The organism is Desmonostoc vinosum (assembly GCF_059505385.1).
Window position 1 is genome coordinate 50,475 of record NZ_JCACKM010000008.1, and the last position, 15,168, is coordinate 65,642.

Annotated in this window: 11 protein-coding genes; 6 read left to right on the top strand and 5 right to left on the bottom strand. The window is 42.7% G+C overall.

The features are described from left to right. Window positions 1-126: 126 nt before the first annotated feature. Window positions 127-1,941, bottom strand: a complete 1,815-nt coding sequence (locus AC5JMF_RS00950) for a fatty acyl-AMP ligase (RefSeq protein ID WP_495793846.1) — start codon at window positions 1,939-1,941, stop codon at window positions 127-129. A gap of 830 nt (window positions 1,942-2,771) precedes the next feature. Here AC5JMF_RS00950 and AC5JMF_RS00955 point away from each other — a divergent pair. Continuing rightward, the gene (locus AC5JMF_RS00955; protein WP_495793847.1) at window positions 2,772-3,548 is read left to right on the top strand and encodes an MBL fold metallo-hydrolase; all 777 of its coding nucleotides are present in this window, start codon (window positions 2,772-2,774) and stop codon (window positions 3,546-3,548) included. On the opposite strand, the gene AC5JMF_RS00960 is transcribed toward AC5JMF_RS00955, so the two are convergent. Then, window positions 3,540-4,577 (bottom strand): mechanosensitive ion channel family protein, encoded by a 1,038-nt coding sequence (locus AC5JMF_RS00960; RefSeq protein ID WP_495793857.1) that lies wholly within the window; start codon window positions 4,575-4,577, stop codon window positions 3,540-3,542. The genes AC5JMF_RS00955 and AC5JMF_RS00960 overlap by 9 nt on opposite strands. A 329-nt stretch (window positions 4,578-4,906) precedes the next feature. On the opposite strand from AC5JMF_RS00960, the gene AC5JMF_RS00965 reads away from it, so the two are divergent. Beyond that, window positions 4,907-5,824, top strand: a complete 918-nt coding sequence (locus AC5JMF_RS00965; RefSeq protein WP_495793848.1) for a histone deacetylase family protein — start codon at window positions 4,907-4,909, stop codon at window positions 5,822-5,824. Between the two features lie 159 nt (window positions 5,825-5,983). On the opposite strand, the gene AC5JMF_RS00970 is transcribed toward AC5JMF_RS00965, so the two are convergent. Together AC5JMF_RS00970 and AC5JMF_RS00975 are read right to left on the bottom strand one after the other, a co-directional pair. Next, window positions 5,984-6,751: an SDR family oxidoreductase gene (locus tag AC5JMF_RS00970; RefSeq protein ID WP_495793849.1), complete on the bottom strand. Its 768-nt coding sequence runs from the start codon at window positions 6,749-6,751 to the stop codon at window positions 5,984-5,986. 54 nt (window positions 6,752-6,805) lie between these two features. Further along, window positions 6,806-7,618, bottom strand: coding sequence for a nuclear transport factor 2 family protein (locus AC5JMF_RS00975; RefSeq protein WP_495793850.1), 813 nt, complete (start codon window positions 7,616-7,618; stop codon window positions 6,806-6,808). Window positions 7,619-7,701: 83 nt separating this feature from the next. Between AC5JMF_RS00975 and murG the strand changes: the two genes are divergently transcribed. The 4 genes from murG to hpnH all read left to right on the top strand — a co-directional run bounded on the left by murG (window position 7,702) and on the right by hpnH (window position 13,981). Then, complete coding sequence (gene murG, locus AC5JMF_RS00980; protein ID WP_495793851.1) at window positions 7,702-8,775, top strand: undecaprenyldiphospho-muramoylpentapeptide beta-N-acetylglucosaminyltransferase; 1,074 nt, start codon at window positions 7,702-7,704, stop codon at window positions 8,773-8,775. Between the two features lie 258 nt (window positions 8,776-9,033). Further along, on the top strand, window positions 9,034-11,721 hold the full coding sequence (locus tag AC5JMF_RS00985; protein WP_495793852.1) for an efflux RND transporter permease subunit: 2,688 nt from the start codon (window positions 9,034-9,036) through the stop codon (window positions 11,719-11,721). A gap of 115 nt (window positions 11,722-11,836) precedes the next feature. After that, the gene (hpnA, locus tag AC5JMF_RS00990; RefSeq protein ID WP_495793853.1) at window positions 11,837-12,820 is read left to right on the top strand and encodes a hopanoid-associated sugar epimerase; all 984 of its coding nucleotides are present in this window, start codon (window positions 11,837-11,839) and stop codon (window positions 12,818-12,820) included. A 141-nt stretch (window positions 12,821-12,961) separates the two neighbouring features. Then, complete coding sequence (gene hpnH / locus AC5JMF_RS00995) at window positions 12,962-13,981, top strand: adenosyl-hopene transferase HpnH (RefSeq protein ID WP_495793854.1); 1,020 nt, start codon at window positions 12,962-12,964, stop codon at window positions 13,979-13,981. Window positions 13,982-14,034: 53 nt separating this feature from the next. Here hpnH and AC5JMF_RS01000 read toward each other — a convergent pair whose 3' ends face one another. Further along, the gene (locus AC5JMF_RS01000; protein WP_495793855.1) at window positions 14,035-15,015 is read right to left on the bottom strand and encodes an RpnC/YadD family protein; all 981 of its coding nucleotides are present in this window, start codon (window positions 15,013-15,015) and stop codon (window positions 14,035-14,037) included. Window positions 15,016-15,168: the final 153 nt, after the last annotated feature.

Here is a 15,168-nt window from a genome sequence, read left to right on the forward strand (position 1 = left end):
ATCTGACTTGATTTATGAAATTATTTGCGTAGGCAGGGAGTAGAGGAAGAGAGATTTTTAAGGTATACGGAGTTTTTTCACCAAATCAAATATGAGTACCATATAGTGCTTTTTATGAGATAGGGGCTAAGGTGTACTAATTTGTGTAAGTTGCTTGCTGTTGTCATCTAGCTTTTTTTGCCATTGTGAATGTCCATGTACTGAAGCTAATGCATCGAGCGTTCTATCCAGAAACTTTGTTCGACAAGCACTGCGCTGAATCTTACCGCTGGAAGTTTTGGGAATACTCCCTGTCCTAATCAGAGCTATTGCATAAACGTGCAATTCGTGTTGTTGTACGACAGCTTTACAGATAGCTCTCGCTACCATCTTTACATCCAATTTTCGTAGCCAGGTGCGCTCTACTTCCTGAACAACCACTAGGCGTTCTTCACCATTAACCTCGACTGTAAAAGCTGCTCCACAACTAGGGCGTAGTGCTGGGTGGCTCTGTTGCACAACTAGTTCAATATCTTGAGGATAATGATTTCGTCCCCGGATGATCATTACATCCTTGATCCTTCCTGTGACAAATAACTCCCCATCTTTGATAAATCCGATGTCCCCGGTACGGAGAAATGGCCCTTCACCAGTATCTGTCAGATAAGCTTGAAAGGTTTCCTGGGTTTGTTCGGGTCGCCTCCAGTATCCTTGGGCTACAGTCGAACCAGACACCCAAATTTCGCCTACTTGTTCTAGTGAACATTGGGTAAGGGATTGAGGGTTAACAATCACGATTTTTGTATCAATCTCAGTCCATCCACATCCAACTAACGTCACGCCCTGTTCATCTCCAGTAGTATCCAAGACCAGATTCATCGCTAAAGCATCTGCTTTAACTGTGCAAAATACAGGCTGACTCTTTTTTCGCACCGCAGTAACTTTGAGGGTAGCTTCCGCAAGACCATAGCCAGGACAGAAAGCAACTTCGTCAAAACCATAGGGTTGAAATGCTTGAGTAAAAAGTTTGATAATGTCCGCTCTAACTGGTTCAGCTCCATTTAATGCCATACGCCAGCTACTGAGATCTAGGGAACAACGTTGTTCTGGAGAGATTTTACGTACACAAAGATCGTAGGCAAAATTAGGAGCAGCACTGTGAGTGGCTTTGTAGCGCGAAATAGCTTGGAGCCAGCAAGATGGGCGCTCCATAAAGGATGTTGGCGACATCATGTAGCAGGGGAAACCTTTGTACAAGGGTTGGATGACTCCATAAATAAGCCCCATGTCGTGAAAGGTAGGAAGCCACGTTACCATGACACTATTTGATGTGTGTTCCCATCCTAAGTCGATGTCTGCGGAATTTTGCAGCAGGTTGCCATGACTGACCATTACACCTTTGGGCGTTCCTGTAGAACCAGAAGTGTACTGGAGAAAAGCTAGGGTATCTCTATCTACTGGTACTTGTTGCCAGTCTGATGCCCCATCGATAGCGATGCTATCGGTAGCTAGTAGTGGCATATTGGCAAACTCTGGCTCTTGGGCAAACTGACTCTGGATTTGGGTGAGAGTAGAGCTAACGGTGAGTGCTATGGTTGTTTGAGCATCAGATGCGATCGCTCGCAATCTCGATAAGCTCTGGTTACGTTTGGGTGGATAAACTGGAACCGCTACAACACCCGCATATAGACATCCGAAGAAGGCAACAATAAACTCTAAACCTGGTGGATACAATAGCAGGGCACGTTCGCCAGTGGCTTTTTGAGATTGAAGATAGGTGGCAAGCGATCGCGCTTTTTGGTCTAATTCAGAGTAAGTTAAACTGATCTCTTCAGTTTCTCCATCTCGCAGAAAAGTGTAAGCCCTTTGATCTGGCTGAATTTGTGTTCTGTAACGTAGTAGTTCTACTAAATTTGAAAATTTTTCTTGAGAATTTGGGAAATTATTTAAGTAGACATTCATAGATCAATATTTGATGTTTTTAGATACTCTTCTTACAGCAGATATTTAGATTTTTTACTTATCAACTTATCCAATTAAGTTTTAAAACGTCATTTATCAAGTAAACCTTGAATTTTAGAGTGCGTTAAGCGTTGCTATAACGTACCATATTTTTCGGTGAGTTAAGCCTAAGCCTTACTCTCTCAAGCTCTTAAATTCTTATATATACATAGCAATACCTACTTAGATATTTATTCTAAAAATAGGCCATAACTGTTTGTCAAAGATTATTTTTTAGGTAATTTATTTTGTTTTATTGAAGGAATATCAAGTAACTTCAGTTTTCAATAATCTCAGATTTATTAAATAAACACAATAGTATTTAAGACAGTTAACTAGACAGTTAAGATCAGTCACTGGACAGTTAAGACAGTTAACTGGACAGTTAAGACAGTTAAGACATTTAAGGAGTAGATTAAAATATTTAAAACATTTAATAAAGAATAATTACTAACTGTAACTTGTTTGTATGTATGGGAAATAGTTAGGGAGTGGGGAGTGGGGAGATGAGGGGGATGAGGGGGAAATTTTCTCCGCGTCTCCGCGTCCCCGTGTCCCCGTGTCCCCGCGTCCCAATTCCCTAGACTTCTCCTGTCAAAGACGCTACGCGAAGGACTTCACTCAGTTCGAGATCTTCGGTGCGTTAGGGGTTGTTTGAAAAGTCCAAATTAATACCAACCCCGGCGATTAGAAATCGCGCGCCAGTTGCTTCAAGTCGGCAAAGCCGATTTCTAAATTTCTCACAAATGATTTAGGATTGCTATAGAAGCAGGTGTTATCTTCATGTAGGTATGTACTTAACTTGGTTCGATAGCAATAGTTGGCTGTTGGAAATTGGTAAAAATCGGATATTAATCGACCCTTGGCTGGTTGGTTCGTTAACTTTTGGCAATTTGAATTGGTTTTTTGAAGGTTCTCGACCTCAAGAACGCCCAATACCAGAGAATATTGATCTGATTTTGCTATCTCAAGGTTTAGAAGACCACGCTCATACACCAACACTCAAGCAACTTGATCGCAATATCAAGGTCGTAGCTTCTCCTAATGCTGCTAAGGTAGTTCAACAATTAGGTTATACACAAGTGACGGTGCTGGCTCATGGCGAAACTTTTACTTTGAATCACCAAGTAGAAATTAGGGCTTTTCCCGGCTCTCCAATTGGCCCTTTTCTAGTAGAAAATGGCTATCTTCTGCAAGAGTTAGAGAGTGGTTTCAAAGTCTACTACGAACCTCATGGATATCATTCTCTCGAAGTTAAGCAGGTTGCACCAGTTGATGTAGTAATTACACCTTCTATTGATATCGAAATACCTTTGTTAATCTCGTTAATCAGAGGAAAGGATAGCGTTTTGGAGGTTATCAAGTGGTTGCAACCTCAAGCATTAATACCTACAGCGGCTGGAGGAGATGTGATTTTTGAGGGATTACTCGCAAAAATCCTCAAGTATGCAGGGAGTACTACAGAACTGCGTTCGTTATTAGAAAAGAATCATCTTTCTGTACAAGTTATTGAACCGACACCAGGCGATCGCTTTGAAGTACCATTGAAAAAACGATCTTTAATTTAGCTCTATAGCTGAATCTTCTTTGCCATTATTTTGCACATAAACATCTCTGATTGGGAAAGGAATTTGAATTCTTTCTTGCTGATAACGTTTATGTAATTTTTTGACAAATATATGTTTACCCATTCGTTGATCAAAGAATTCACTAACACGCATGTAAAGGGTAAAATCTATACTAGAATCCCCAAAAGTGTGAAATCTAATATATGGTTCATTACTAATTAATTCAGGGGCAATTTCTTGCATAACTTCTTTAGCTACTTCTACAGTTACTCTTTCAACTTGCTCCAAGTCACTGTCATAACCAACACCTACATTCATCGTTAAAGTAATTTCTTTTGCTGGTAGATGATAATTAATAAAAATTGCCGAAGCTAGCTTAGAATTGGGTACGATGATGAAGTTATTAGAAATTTCTCTGATAGTGGTATTGCGCCAGGTAATATCTGTGACGTAACCTTCATGACCTGCGTCTAGTTTCACATAATCTCCAGTTCTAACTTGCTTAGAAATAATTAAGTAGAAGCCGGAAAACAAATTTGCAAGTGTGTCTTGAAGTGCTAAGCCAACTGCTAAACCACCTATCCCTAAAGTTGTAACTATCGGTGTAATTTCAATGCCGACGGTTTGCAATATAATTAATGTCCCCAGAACTAGAACGGCAATCTTAGCAAGGTTAGAAATCAACGATGCTGAAATTCTTTCTGTTCTGCTGAGAAAGAAATTTACAAACCCAGCAGTTAGTCTTGCTAACACTAAAGTTACTGAGTACAGTAATACAATAGTCACAGTTTTTTGCAAAACTGTGGTAATGTTTGCATTGAGTGGAGAACTCAGAATTGCCCAGAAGAAACCACCAATCACAAACCAAATGAAGGTCATGCGGTGCAAGGATTGAAATATAATTTCGCTTCCGGGGATCTGTTTTTTGGTAATAAATATTTTTAGCTTTTTAAAGATAACTTTTTCACCAATTATCCCAGCAAATAAGCCAGCTAGAATAAATGCAATCGGTGGAATCCATTGCATTATATCAACCCCTTTAGGAAACTCAAAGTTCAAAATTTAAATCCTCTAAAATAAATTTATTTTTTTTCGTACTTTTATTTTTTGATCAACTTAACATCAAGGAACTACAATTACCGAAATTAGCAACTTTGTTCTTAATAAATTTTACCTCGTTTGGTTGTTATAGTGCGTCAGCACGAATAATTTCTCTGTGAGTTAAGGCTTTATTGAACTGACGTACCCTACATATTCGATATTTTTTTATTCTTTCTTCTCTACACTCCACACCCTGTTTTCGGTAAAGTGAGAATGTAGTTTTCGCTTGATGGATCATATGAGTGTTGGGAACTTGCATGGATTTGCCAATTATCTACCACCCAAATTACATTGCACCACTACCCCAAGGGCATCGTTTTCCGATGTCCAAGTTCAGACTACTATATGAATTGCTATTAACTGACAATGTAGCTAGTCAAGAACAATTTCATATCCCTGAGCGGCCACCACAAGCTTTGATAGAGTTAGTCCATTGCCCAAGCTATGTTCAAGCTTACTGTGAAGGTACTCTAGATTCTAAGGCGCAGCGGCGTATTGGTTTACCTTGGAGTCCGGCTCTAGTAAATCGTACTTGTGTAGCGGTAGGTGGTACGATACTGACTGCTAGGCTAGCACTAAATCATGGTTTAGCTTGCAACACTGCCGGTGGCACTCATCATGCTTTCCCAAGTTATGGATCTGGTTTTTGTATTTTTAATGATATGGCGATCGCCTGTCGTGTTTTACAAAAACTTAGACTCGTCCAAAAAATCCTCATCATCGATTTGGATGTCCATCAAGGCGATGGCACTGCTTTTATCTTCCAGGATGACGAGAGTGTCTTCACTTTCTCCATGCACTGCGAAGTGAATTTTCCTGGTACTAAACAAACCAGCGATTTAGATGTTCCACTAGCTGTAGGCATGGAAGACGATGTTTATTTACAAACTTTAGCCAATTACTTACCAGATTTAATATCAAAAGTCAAGCCAGATTTAATATTTTATGATGCAGGTGTAGATCCCCATATAGGCGATCGCTTAGGTAAATTAGCATTAACTGATGCTGGCATATTCCGTCGGGAAATGCAGGTTTTGAGTACCTGCGTTGCTGCTGGTTATCCCGTGGCTTGCGTAATTGGCGGTGGTTACGCTGACGATTTGAAATCTCTTGTTTGGCGTCACTCTCTACTGCATCGTGCTGCTAGTGAAGTTTATCAGCGATATGGACTTTGAGAGTGGGGAGTGGGGAGTGGGGAGTGGGGAGTGGGGAGTGGGGAGTGGGACTGGGGACTGGGGACTGGGGACTGGGGACTGGGGACTGGGGACTGGGAATGAGTATTTGTTATTTCCCCCTCATCTCCCTCATCCCCCTCATCCCTAACCCCTAGCCTCTCACAGCCGATGAACCAGAGTAGCGCTAGCTTGATTAACTGGCATGAGGATTACTTCATTGATATTGACATGAGGCGATCGCGTGGCGCAGAAAAATATGACGTCAGCAACATCATCTGGTGTTAGGGGGGTAACTCCTTGGTAAACCTTTTTGGCACGTTCAATATCGCCATGAAAGCGCACTTGGCTAAATTCTGTTTCTACCATGCCAGGATCAACGGAAGTGACGCGTACAGGGGTTCCTAGCAAGTCTTGTTTTAAGCCTTCAGAAATTGCTCTGACAGCTGCTTTGGTGGCACAGTAAACATTACCGCCGGGATAGGTTTGATGTCCGGCAATTGAGCCGAGATTGATCACATGACCGCGATCGCGGTTTACCATTCCAGGTACGATATAACGGGTGAGATAAAGTAAACCTTTGATGTTAGTATCAATCATTTCTTCCCAGTCGAGAAAGTTGCCTTCGTGCAACTTGTCTAAAGCGCGACTCAAACCAGCATTATTAATCAGAATATCAATATCAGACCAAGAAGCAGGTAGGCTGGAGATAGCAGACTCTACAGCGTTGCGATCGCGGACATCTAGCTGTAACAAATAAACTTGTGCAGATGTTAAATGTAACGTCTCTACCAATTGCTGTAAACGTTCTAAACGCCGCGCCGCTAAAATCAGTTTTGCACCCGCACCAGCGAATATTTTGGCACAAGCAGCACCAATACCACTGCTTGCACCTGTAATCAAAACGATTTGATTTTGGAGAGAAATCATTGTTAGTTACCCTAAACCCTTGTAGAGACGCGCTATGGCGCGTCTCTCTACATTTTATTTTTTCAACACTTCCATACGTTGAGTTACCATAGTGATCCCGTTATTGCGGAGGATCACAGCAGAAACCCATTGACTACCAGGGGTGGATGGTGCGCGTCCTATTTTAAACAAACCACCAGATGAAAGTGGTTGTAAATCTACAGGTGTAGGGCTAAGGTATTTTTCTGGTTTGACAGGTTCTTCTAATGCTGTTCCTAGAAGAAAATCATCGCCTAGTGGTTCTTGAACGATCGCATCAAAATTATACTGCTGTCCAACTTTTACCTGCTGTGGTAATTTGATCTCAACTTGGGGGGGCTTGGTACCAGAGGTTAGTATAGTACGTTCCGAAAGAATATCTTGGTGGACAATTTTGCCACCTGTGATGCGTTGGCGCGATTTAATCGTGGCATTGAGAGCTAAGTTATTCCCATTAGTAGCAGGTAAGCCAGTGATAGTAGTTACAGTTTCAGCAATGACAGCGTTGCCTTGAGATTTCCAATTTTGTAATTGTGTAGTGTATTTTAATTTTGGATATCTTTGCCAGAGCGCTGTTAAGCCTTTTTCGAGAGCTTGGCGGTTTAATTTATCCCCATGGGTAAAATTGGGGTCATAAAATTGCATCACACCTTTGACATCGCCTTGGCTAGCGGCTGCATCAATTTGCGTCAAGAGATTTTTCAATTCAGCAGGTGCATTCTGGGGTGTATCGGCTTGAGCAAATTGCCAACTGTTGATGCAGGTAAATGTGATCAGGGATAAAATTAGCCAGATGCTAACGGGAAATTTGCGTTGGCGTTTCAGTATTAGAGCGATAATGTTAGTCATTGGTGATAGTTTACTGATTTGATAGAGAAGGCAAGGAAATTGTTTTATCTTAATTAAGCTCAGCGCTAAACGGTAGAGTTTTGATGGCAAACGCACCGATAAAATTACTCATAGCTGCCAGTGGGACTGGTGGACACTTGTTTCCAGCGATCGCATTAGCACAAAAATTGCCGGATTATGAAATCGAATGGCTAGGTGTACCCAATCGGTTAGAAACTCAGCTTGTTCCTCAACAGTATTCTTTGAATACTATTGCAGTTGAGGGGTTTCAGCAAGGGTTGGGACTTTCCTCTATTCGCATCTTGGGTGGACTTATCGGTGCAATTCTCGAAGTGAGGCGACTTCTCAAACGGGGAAACTTTCAAGGTGTGTTCACTACAGGGGGTTATATAGCTGGCCCCGCAGTCATTGCCGCGCGTTCCCTCGGGTTACCGATAATTTTCCACGAATCTAATGCTCTACCAGGTAAAGTTACTCGCTTTTTTGGCCCTTGGTGCAGTGTGGTAGCGCTGGGATTTGCCGAGGCTGCTAAGTATTTACCCAAAGCCAAAAATGTCTGCGTTGGTACACCCGTGCGCCCACAGTTTTTAGATACAGAAATTAATGCAACTTTAGATTTACCCATACCTAATGGTGTGCCCTTAATTGTGGTGTTTGGTGGGAGTCAAGGTGCAGTAGCGGTGAATAATTTAGTCCGCCAGTCCGCTCAAGCTTGGTTTGACGCTGGTGCATATGTGGTACATTTAACAGGCGATCGCGACCCTGACACCGACAGCTTCAGACATCCACAGTATATAGCATTACCCTTTTATGACAACATGGCAGCACTATTACGACGAGCTAATTTAGCAATTAGTCGTTCTGGTGCTGGTAGCCTCACAGAATTGGCAGTGTGTGGAACACCAGCAATTTTGATTCCCTATCCTTTTGCTGCCGAAGACCATCAATCTTACAACGCGGACGTGTTTACCAAAGCTGGTGCAGCGTTAACATTTAAGCAATCAGAGTTAACCCCAGAGATATTGCAAACTCAAGTGTTAAGTTTGTTGCGATCGCCAGACAAGTTAGCCAAGATGGGAGAGAATGCCAAAGCGATCGCAGTTCCTGATAGTGCTGATAAATTGGCACAATTAGTACGGAAAGTCATTAGGGAGTAGGGAGTGGAGAGTGGGGAGTAGGGAGTAGGGTTTGAGCTTTTGAACCTGAATGTTGCGGCTTTGAACCTGAATGTTGCGGTTTTGAACCTGAACGTTGCGGCTTTAATACTCAATTCCCTGCCGTGGGCTGAGCGAAGTCGAAGCCCATTCCCCACTCCCCATCCCTCTAAAGAATCAAAAAAGTATTAAAACTCCCAAACTTGAGGTGATTAATGTAGCATGACTAGTAATTGTGTCACCGCACGATGATTTTCCAAAATGGTCAAGCTGAGTAGCTCAAAATCCGCACGAGAACGCTTTAATATTTCTAGGCTAGCAATTGACTTTTCGTGGCTGACGATAAGTTTTTGGATTGCTGTGACGGTAGCTGGTATTCTTGCTTTTAGTTCCCTCAAATATGCTTTGTTCCCGGATATTACCTTCCCAGTGGTAGTGGTGAATGCCAAAGCACCTTTGACAACTGCTGTAGATACAGAGGCAAAGCTTACCAAACCTATAGAAGAAAACCTTCGCTCTCTAGATGGACTTGAGAGTATCCGCTCATCTAGTTATCCGGGTCAATCTGCCGTCAGTCTGTCTTTTGTTGTTGGTACAAATTTAGAAACATCGACTCGCAGTGTCGAAACTAGGCTGAAGCAGTTGACTTTAACTCAGGGAGCAAGTTATAAAATCATCCCTCTGAACTTAAATGAGTCAGCTGCCATTAGCTATGCTATTGAAAGTCCCTCGCGAAATCTCACCGACTTAACTAAGCTGGCGAAAGATCAAATTGTGCCAGCGATCGCTAAACTACCAGGAGTTCTCAAAGTATCACTATTGGGCGCTCCCAGTCCATCCCCAACACTAACAGCAGCTAATGCAAGCGCTGCTATCCCCCAAACAGGAGCAACATTAGTCCGGTTTAATGGGCAAAATGCACTAGCATTTCAGGTAATTAAACGTGGTAGCGCTAACACCCTAGAAGTGGTAAGTCGGGTAGAGAAAGAAGTACAAAAGTTAAAGTCTAGTTTGAAGGATGTCAAACTCACCTTAGCTGCCACTCAAGCAGAATATATCCGTCATGCTACCCAGTCAACGATAGATGCTTTGCTGGAAGCAGTGTTGTTGTCTATTGTTGTCATCTTTCCTTTTTTGTGGAATTGGCGAGCAACTTTAATTTCTGCACTAGCGATTCCCACATCTTTGTTGGCGACATTTATCGTCATGGCGATTTTTGGCTTCAACCTAGAGACAATTACATTGCTGGCTTTGGCTTTGGTAATTGGCAGTATTATTGATGATGCGATCGTTGATGTGGAAAACATCATGCGCCACATCGAAGATGGGGAAAGTCCTCGTCAAGCCGCACTCTTAGCAACCAATGAGATTGGGTTGACAGTGACGGCTGCTACTTTGACAGCAGTTGCGGTTTTTCTCCCCATAGGTTTAATGGGTGGGGTCATCGGTCAATTCTTTAAGCCCTTTGGGATCACCGTCTCAGCAGCGATGCTCGCTTCAATGCTAGTTGCGCGGACTTTATCGCCAGTACTAGCTATCTACTGGCTAAAACCAGCATCTGCGACTTCTCGACGCCGGGAATCAAAAATTGGCATAGCTTTTGCCCAATCTTACCGTGATCTGTTGGGTTGGTCTTTAAGGCATCGGCGCATAGTTATAGGATTAGCCATACTCAGTTTCATCGCCGGCATAGCCCTAATTCCGCTTATTCCTAAAGGGTTCATTCCCAAACTAGACCGAGGCGAATTTAATATAGCTTACACCGCTCCCTTACCAACTATCCCCACAGGAGCAGGACAGCAGGGTCAAAACCCCAATACTTCGACTCCGCTCAGTACAAGTCCTCAATCCCCATTACCCCTAATCCCCAATCCCCTCAATGACTCCCTCGCAGTTGCCAAAAAACTAGAAGATGTGGTGAGAAAATCGCCAGCAGTAGAAACTGTATTTACTACCGTTGGTTCTCGTGAGGGTGAGCCGAATAAAGGCACGCTTTACGTTAAGCTCAAGGAAAATCGCAACATCACAACTGCGGAACTCCAAGACCAATTTCGTTCCTCTTTGCCTGTTTTAGCTGGAGTAACTACCAGTATTGAAGATATTCAATTTGTCGATACAGGTGGTCAAAAACCCTTACAAGTTTCATTAAGGGGTAATGACCTCGAAGCCCTCAGCAAAGCTGCTAAAGCCACTAAACAGAGGATTGAGAAACTACCAGGATTCGCAGATGTCACAGTTACAGGTGAAGCAAATCAACAAGGCAAGGTGTTTCAAATTGAGCGTTTGGACAATCAACGTGTAGCTTATATCAGTGCTAATCTTGGTAAAAATTTATCCTTGGGTGATGCGACAGATAAAGTAGTGGCTGAAGCCAAAGCGGTTTTACCCTCCGGTGTTTCCCTTGATTTGCAAGGGGATTCCGCCCGTTTAGGTGAAGTTTTTGGCAGTTTTGGTACTACTTTGGCTTTATCAGCACTGTGTATTGTAGTAGTATTAATTTTGCTATTCAAAAGCTGGGTAGACCCGGTGGTTATTGGCGTTTCCTTGCCTTTGGCGTTGGTGGGGGCAATGCTGGCACTACTTTTTACTAATAGCGATTTTGGCATGATCTCGCTGATTGGCTTTGTCTTTTTACTGGGACTAGCAAACAAAAACGCCATCTTACTGGTGGATTATATCAACCAACTGCGCGATGCTGGCTTAGAACGCACTGAAGCTATCCTCAAAGCCGGCCCAGTGCGCCTGCGACCAATTATGATGACTACTGCCTCGACAATTTTAGGGATGCTACCGATCGCTTTAGGTTTTGGTGCTGGTTTTGAATTGCGATCGCCCATGGCTGTGGCCATTGCTGGCGGATTGGTAACTTCAACTATCCTCAGCTTGATTGTTGTCCCTGTAGTCTACGCCATTTTGGATGATTGGTTTCCCAGGTTTAGGAAGAGATGAAGGAATGAGGGTAAGACGCAAAGAGGGGGAGAAACTTTCATTTATACTCCCCGCGTCACCGTGTCCCCGCGTCACCGTGTCCTCTTGATTCCAAAGTCCCTTTCAAGGAGAATTAATGCAAGTTTTTGTCACGGGTGGTACGGGTTTTATTGGCGCTCATTTGGTGCGGTTATTGCTGCAACAAGGATATACGGTGAAAGCGCTGGTACGCCCTAGCAGTAATTTGGATAATTTGCGCGGTTTGGAGGTGGAAATTGTCAAAGGCGATTTGCATGACTCGGATCTCTGGCAAAAAATGCAGGGTTGCCAATATTTATTTCATGTAGCAGCCCATTATTCGCTGTGGCAAAGCGATCGCGAGTTACTCTACCGTCATAATGTTCAAGGTACGCGTAATGTGTTGCTCAATGCCCGCAAAGCAGATATTGATCGGACTGTTTATACTAGTTCTGTAGCGGCGATTGGGGTGGGTTCATTTGGTGAAGTAGTCAATGAGACACATCAAAGCCCTTCAGAAAAGTTGGTTGGTGACTACAAAAAGTCGAAATTTCTGGCTGAACAAGAAGCTATACAAGCGGCTGCTACAGGTCAAGAAGTAGTTATAGTCAACCCCAGTAGCCCCATTGGCCCTTTGGATATCAAGCCGACACCAACAGGTGATATTATCCTGCGGTTTTTGCGGCGGCAAATGCCTGTTTATATGGATACTGGTCTAAATTTTATCGACGTGCGTGATGTGGCATGGGGACATTTACTAGCTTTGCAACGAGGCAAATCGGGCGATCGCTATATCTTAGCCAACCAAAACCTTACCCTTAAGCAATTGCTTGAGCAACTTGCCGATATCACAGGTCTACCCGCCCCCCAACAAACTATACCCGCTTGGATACCTCTGAGCGTCGCCTGGATTGAAGAAAAAATCCTCGCCCCCTTAGGAAAATTACCCTCTGTACCCCTCGATGGCGTCCGCATGGCTCAACAACCCATGTACTACGATGCCTCAAAAGCTCTACGAGAACTAGGTTTACCCCAATCTCCGTTAAATGCAGCACTGAAAGACGCTGTTAATTGGTTTATATCTCAAGGATATGTCAAGTGAAAAAGCAGGGAGGTAGAGAGCAGAGAGAGATATTACCAAGTCCCCAATTCCCAAAACATGTATTGTAACCAATTGAGAACTACTGTATTCTTGTATATCTTCGGTGGTGTTGATCTATGCGAATGAGGAGCGATCGGAAAAATGGCGATTAATCTGCAACAAGCTATGGATATCGGGAAGTATCTTGTTACTCAGCGCATACTAGGGCGTAAACGCTTCCCTCTCGTATTGATGTTAGAACCGTTGTTTCGCTGCAACTTAGCTTGTTCTGGTTGTGGTAAAATACAGCATCCAACGGAGGTATTGAGGCAAAACCTAACTCCAGAACAGTGCTTTGCTGCTGTCGAAGAATGTGGCGCACCAGTTGTATCAATTCCTGGGGGAGAACCTTTACTACATCCTCAGATTGATGAGATTGTACGCGGATTGGTTGAGCGCAAAAAGTATGTCTACTTATGTACTAATGGTTTGTTGCTAGAAAAAAGCCTGCATAAGTTCCAACCTTCCCCATACTTGACTTTTAGTGTGCATCTCGATGGGATGCAAGAATTGCACGATAAATGTGTAGACCGCCAAGGCGTTTTTGAGATTGCTGTCAAAGCCATCCGTGCTGCCAAAGCTCAAGGATTTCGCGTTACCACAAACACTACTATCTTTGATGGTGCAGATCCTAAAGAAATGCAAGGCTTTTTTGACTTCCTAGACAGCTTGAATATTGATGGCATGATGATTTCTCCAGGCTACAGTTATGAGTGGGCACCAGATCAAGATCATTTTCTCAAGCGTGAACAAACACGCGCCCTTTTCCGAGAAATCCTATCTCCCCTCAAAACTGGTGAAAAAAACTGGAACTTTAATCACAACCCGCTGTTCTTAGATTTTCTCATAGGTGAAAAAGACTACGAGTGTACACCTTGGGGTAGCCCAAGTTATAGCGTTCTCGGTTGGCAAAAACCTTGTTATTTATTAAATGAAGGTTATTATACAAGTTTCAAAGAATTATTAGCACAAACAGACTGGAGTCAATACGGTCGCGCTAGCGGTAATCCCAAATGTGCAGATTGCATGGTTCACTGTGGCTATGAACCCACAGCAGCAGTGGATGCAATGCAACCACAAAATATAGCACGTTCGCTTGGGGTTGTCTTTGGTAAAGGTTAGCCCTTTCAAGAAGCATGGGTATAGGGGTGTAGAGAAGGAATAAAGTGTTTATTTTATGCCTGTTCACTGTCCCCTGTTCCCTCTCTCCTGCTATAAATACTTTGTAACTCTTCTACAGTCTGGACTGTTTTTAATGCAGCTTTAATAGCTCTTAGTTTCTCAATATTTTTAATTTGTGAGATTTCTAGCATCAAATTAAGTCCTGAATCACCAAACTTTAATTCTAAAGCTAATTCAATGCCTTCTAATAAACCTTGCTCAATTCCTTGCTCAATTCCTTTTTGAATTGCTCTTTTTTCAAGACTAGTAATATACGGCACTTTTCTTTTCTCCTCATATTGTATTAATTGTTGTTCAAATTCCTGCTGTAACTCGTTTGATAGACTCATCATCCAGTCAATAAATCCAAAGAGGTTGATAATATCCTCGCGTTTAAAACCTCGCTCATACAGTCGTTTAGTTAATAACAGTTTGGACTGAAGACGCTGTTGGAAGTTACTGCGGGTTTCTAAGGCTTTTAAATGAGCCATGACGACAGTAGCAAAGGGATTATAGCTTGCTTCCAATTCTGACCACCGTTGTTGATAGTCTAGCAACTTTACTGTTGGAAACTGAAAATGCATTTGACAATCGAATAACTGATAGCCGAATTGATTTGGTCGCCAGTTTAGTTGCTCATCTCCCAACACCGCTAGGGAAGCTACCGATCGCTTGTAACGATCATAGATACGATAGTTATAAACAAACATACGCTGGGCAAAGTTCTCTTCCTCCTGACTTTGAACTTCGATATGAATTAATAACCAAGTCTCTTGACCCCCTATTAAATAAATCTTTACAAGTTTATCGACTAAACGCCGCCCCAGTTCAGCATCTTTGACAACTTGTTGCAACTCTTTATCCAAAAACTCAGGTTTACGTGTCCAATCAATTTCTGCGTGAGCTTGAGGAAAGAAAAATTGCATAAAGTCTTCAAAATACTCTTGCAGTATATCTTTCCAAGGTGTATAAAACTCTGTCTGGGGACGATTCATGTTTATAAGATTTTCTAGAATACAAATTAAAAATTATACCAACTCAATTAGCGATCGCTAATTGAGTTGGTAATTCGTAATGACGCGACGCTCCTGTGTCGCTACCGCTTCGCTAACGCTAACGCTATCGAGGACTCGCTCTAAGCGAAGCTA

What these genes read in the sequence shown, in the direction of transcription:
- AC5JMF_RS00950 (WP_495793846.1), bottom strand. Translation starts at nt 1,941, where the DNA reads ATGAATGTCTACTTAAATAATTTCCCAAATTCTCAAGAAAAATTTTCA.
- AC5JMF_RS00955 (WP_495793847.1), top strand. Translation starts at nt 2,772, where the DNA reads ATGTACTTAACTTGGTTCGATAGCAATAGTTGGCTGTTGGAAATTGGT.
- AC5JMF_RS00965 (WP_495793848.1), top strand. Translation starts at nt 4,907, where the DNA reads ATGGATTTGCCAATTATCTACCACCCAAATTACATTGCACCACTACCC.
- AC5JMF_RS00970 (WP_495793849.1), bottom strand. Translation starts at nt 6,751, where the DNA reads ATGATTTCTCTCCAAAATCAAATCGTTTTGATTACAGGTGCAAGCAGT.
- AC5JMF_RS00975 (WP_495793850.1), bottom strand. Translation starts at nt 7,618, where the DNA reads ATGACTAACATTATCGCTCTAATACTGAAACGCCAACGCAAATTTCCC.
- murG (WP_495793851.1), top strand. Translation starts at nt 7,702, where the DNA reads ATGGCAAACGCACCGATAAAATTACTCATAGCTGCCAGTGGGACTGGT.
- AC5JMF_RS00985 (WP_495793852.1), top strand. Translation starts at nt 9,034, where the DNA reads ATGGTCAAGCTGAGTAGCTCAAAATCCGCACGAGAACGCTTTAATATT.
- hpnA (WP_495793853.1), top strand. Translation starts at nt 11,837, where the DNA reads ATGCAAGTTTTTGTCACGGGTGGTACGGGTTTTATTGGCGCTCATTTG.
- hpnH (WP_495793854.1), top strand. Translation starts at nt 12,962, where the DNA reads ATGGCGATTAATCTGCAACAAGCTATGGATATCGGGAAGTATCTTGTT.
- AC5JMF_RS01000 (WP_495793855.1), bottom strand. Translation starts at nt 15,015, where the DNA reads ATGAATCGTCCCCAGACAGAGTTTTATACACCTTGGAAAGATATACTG.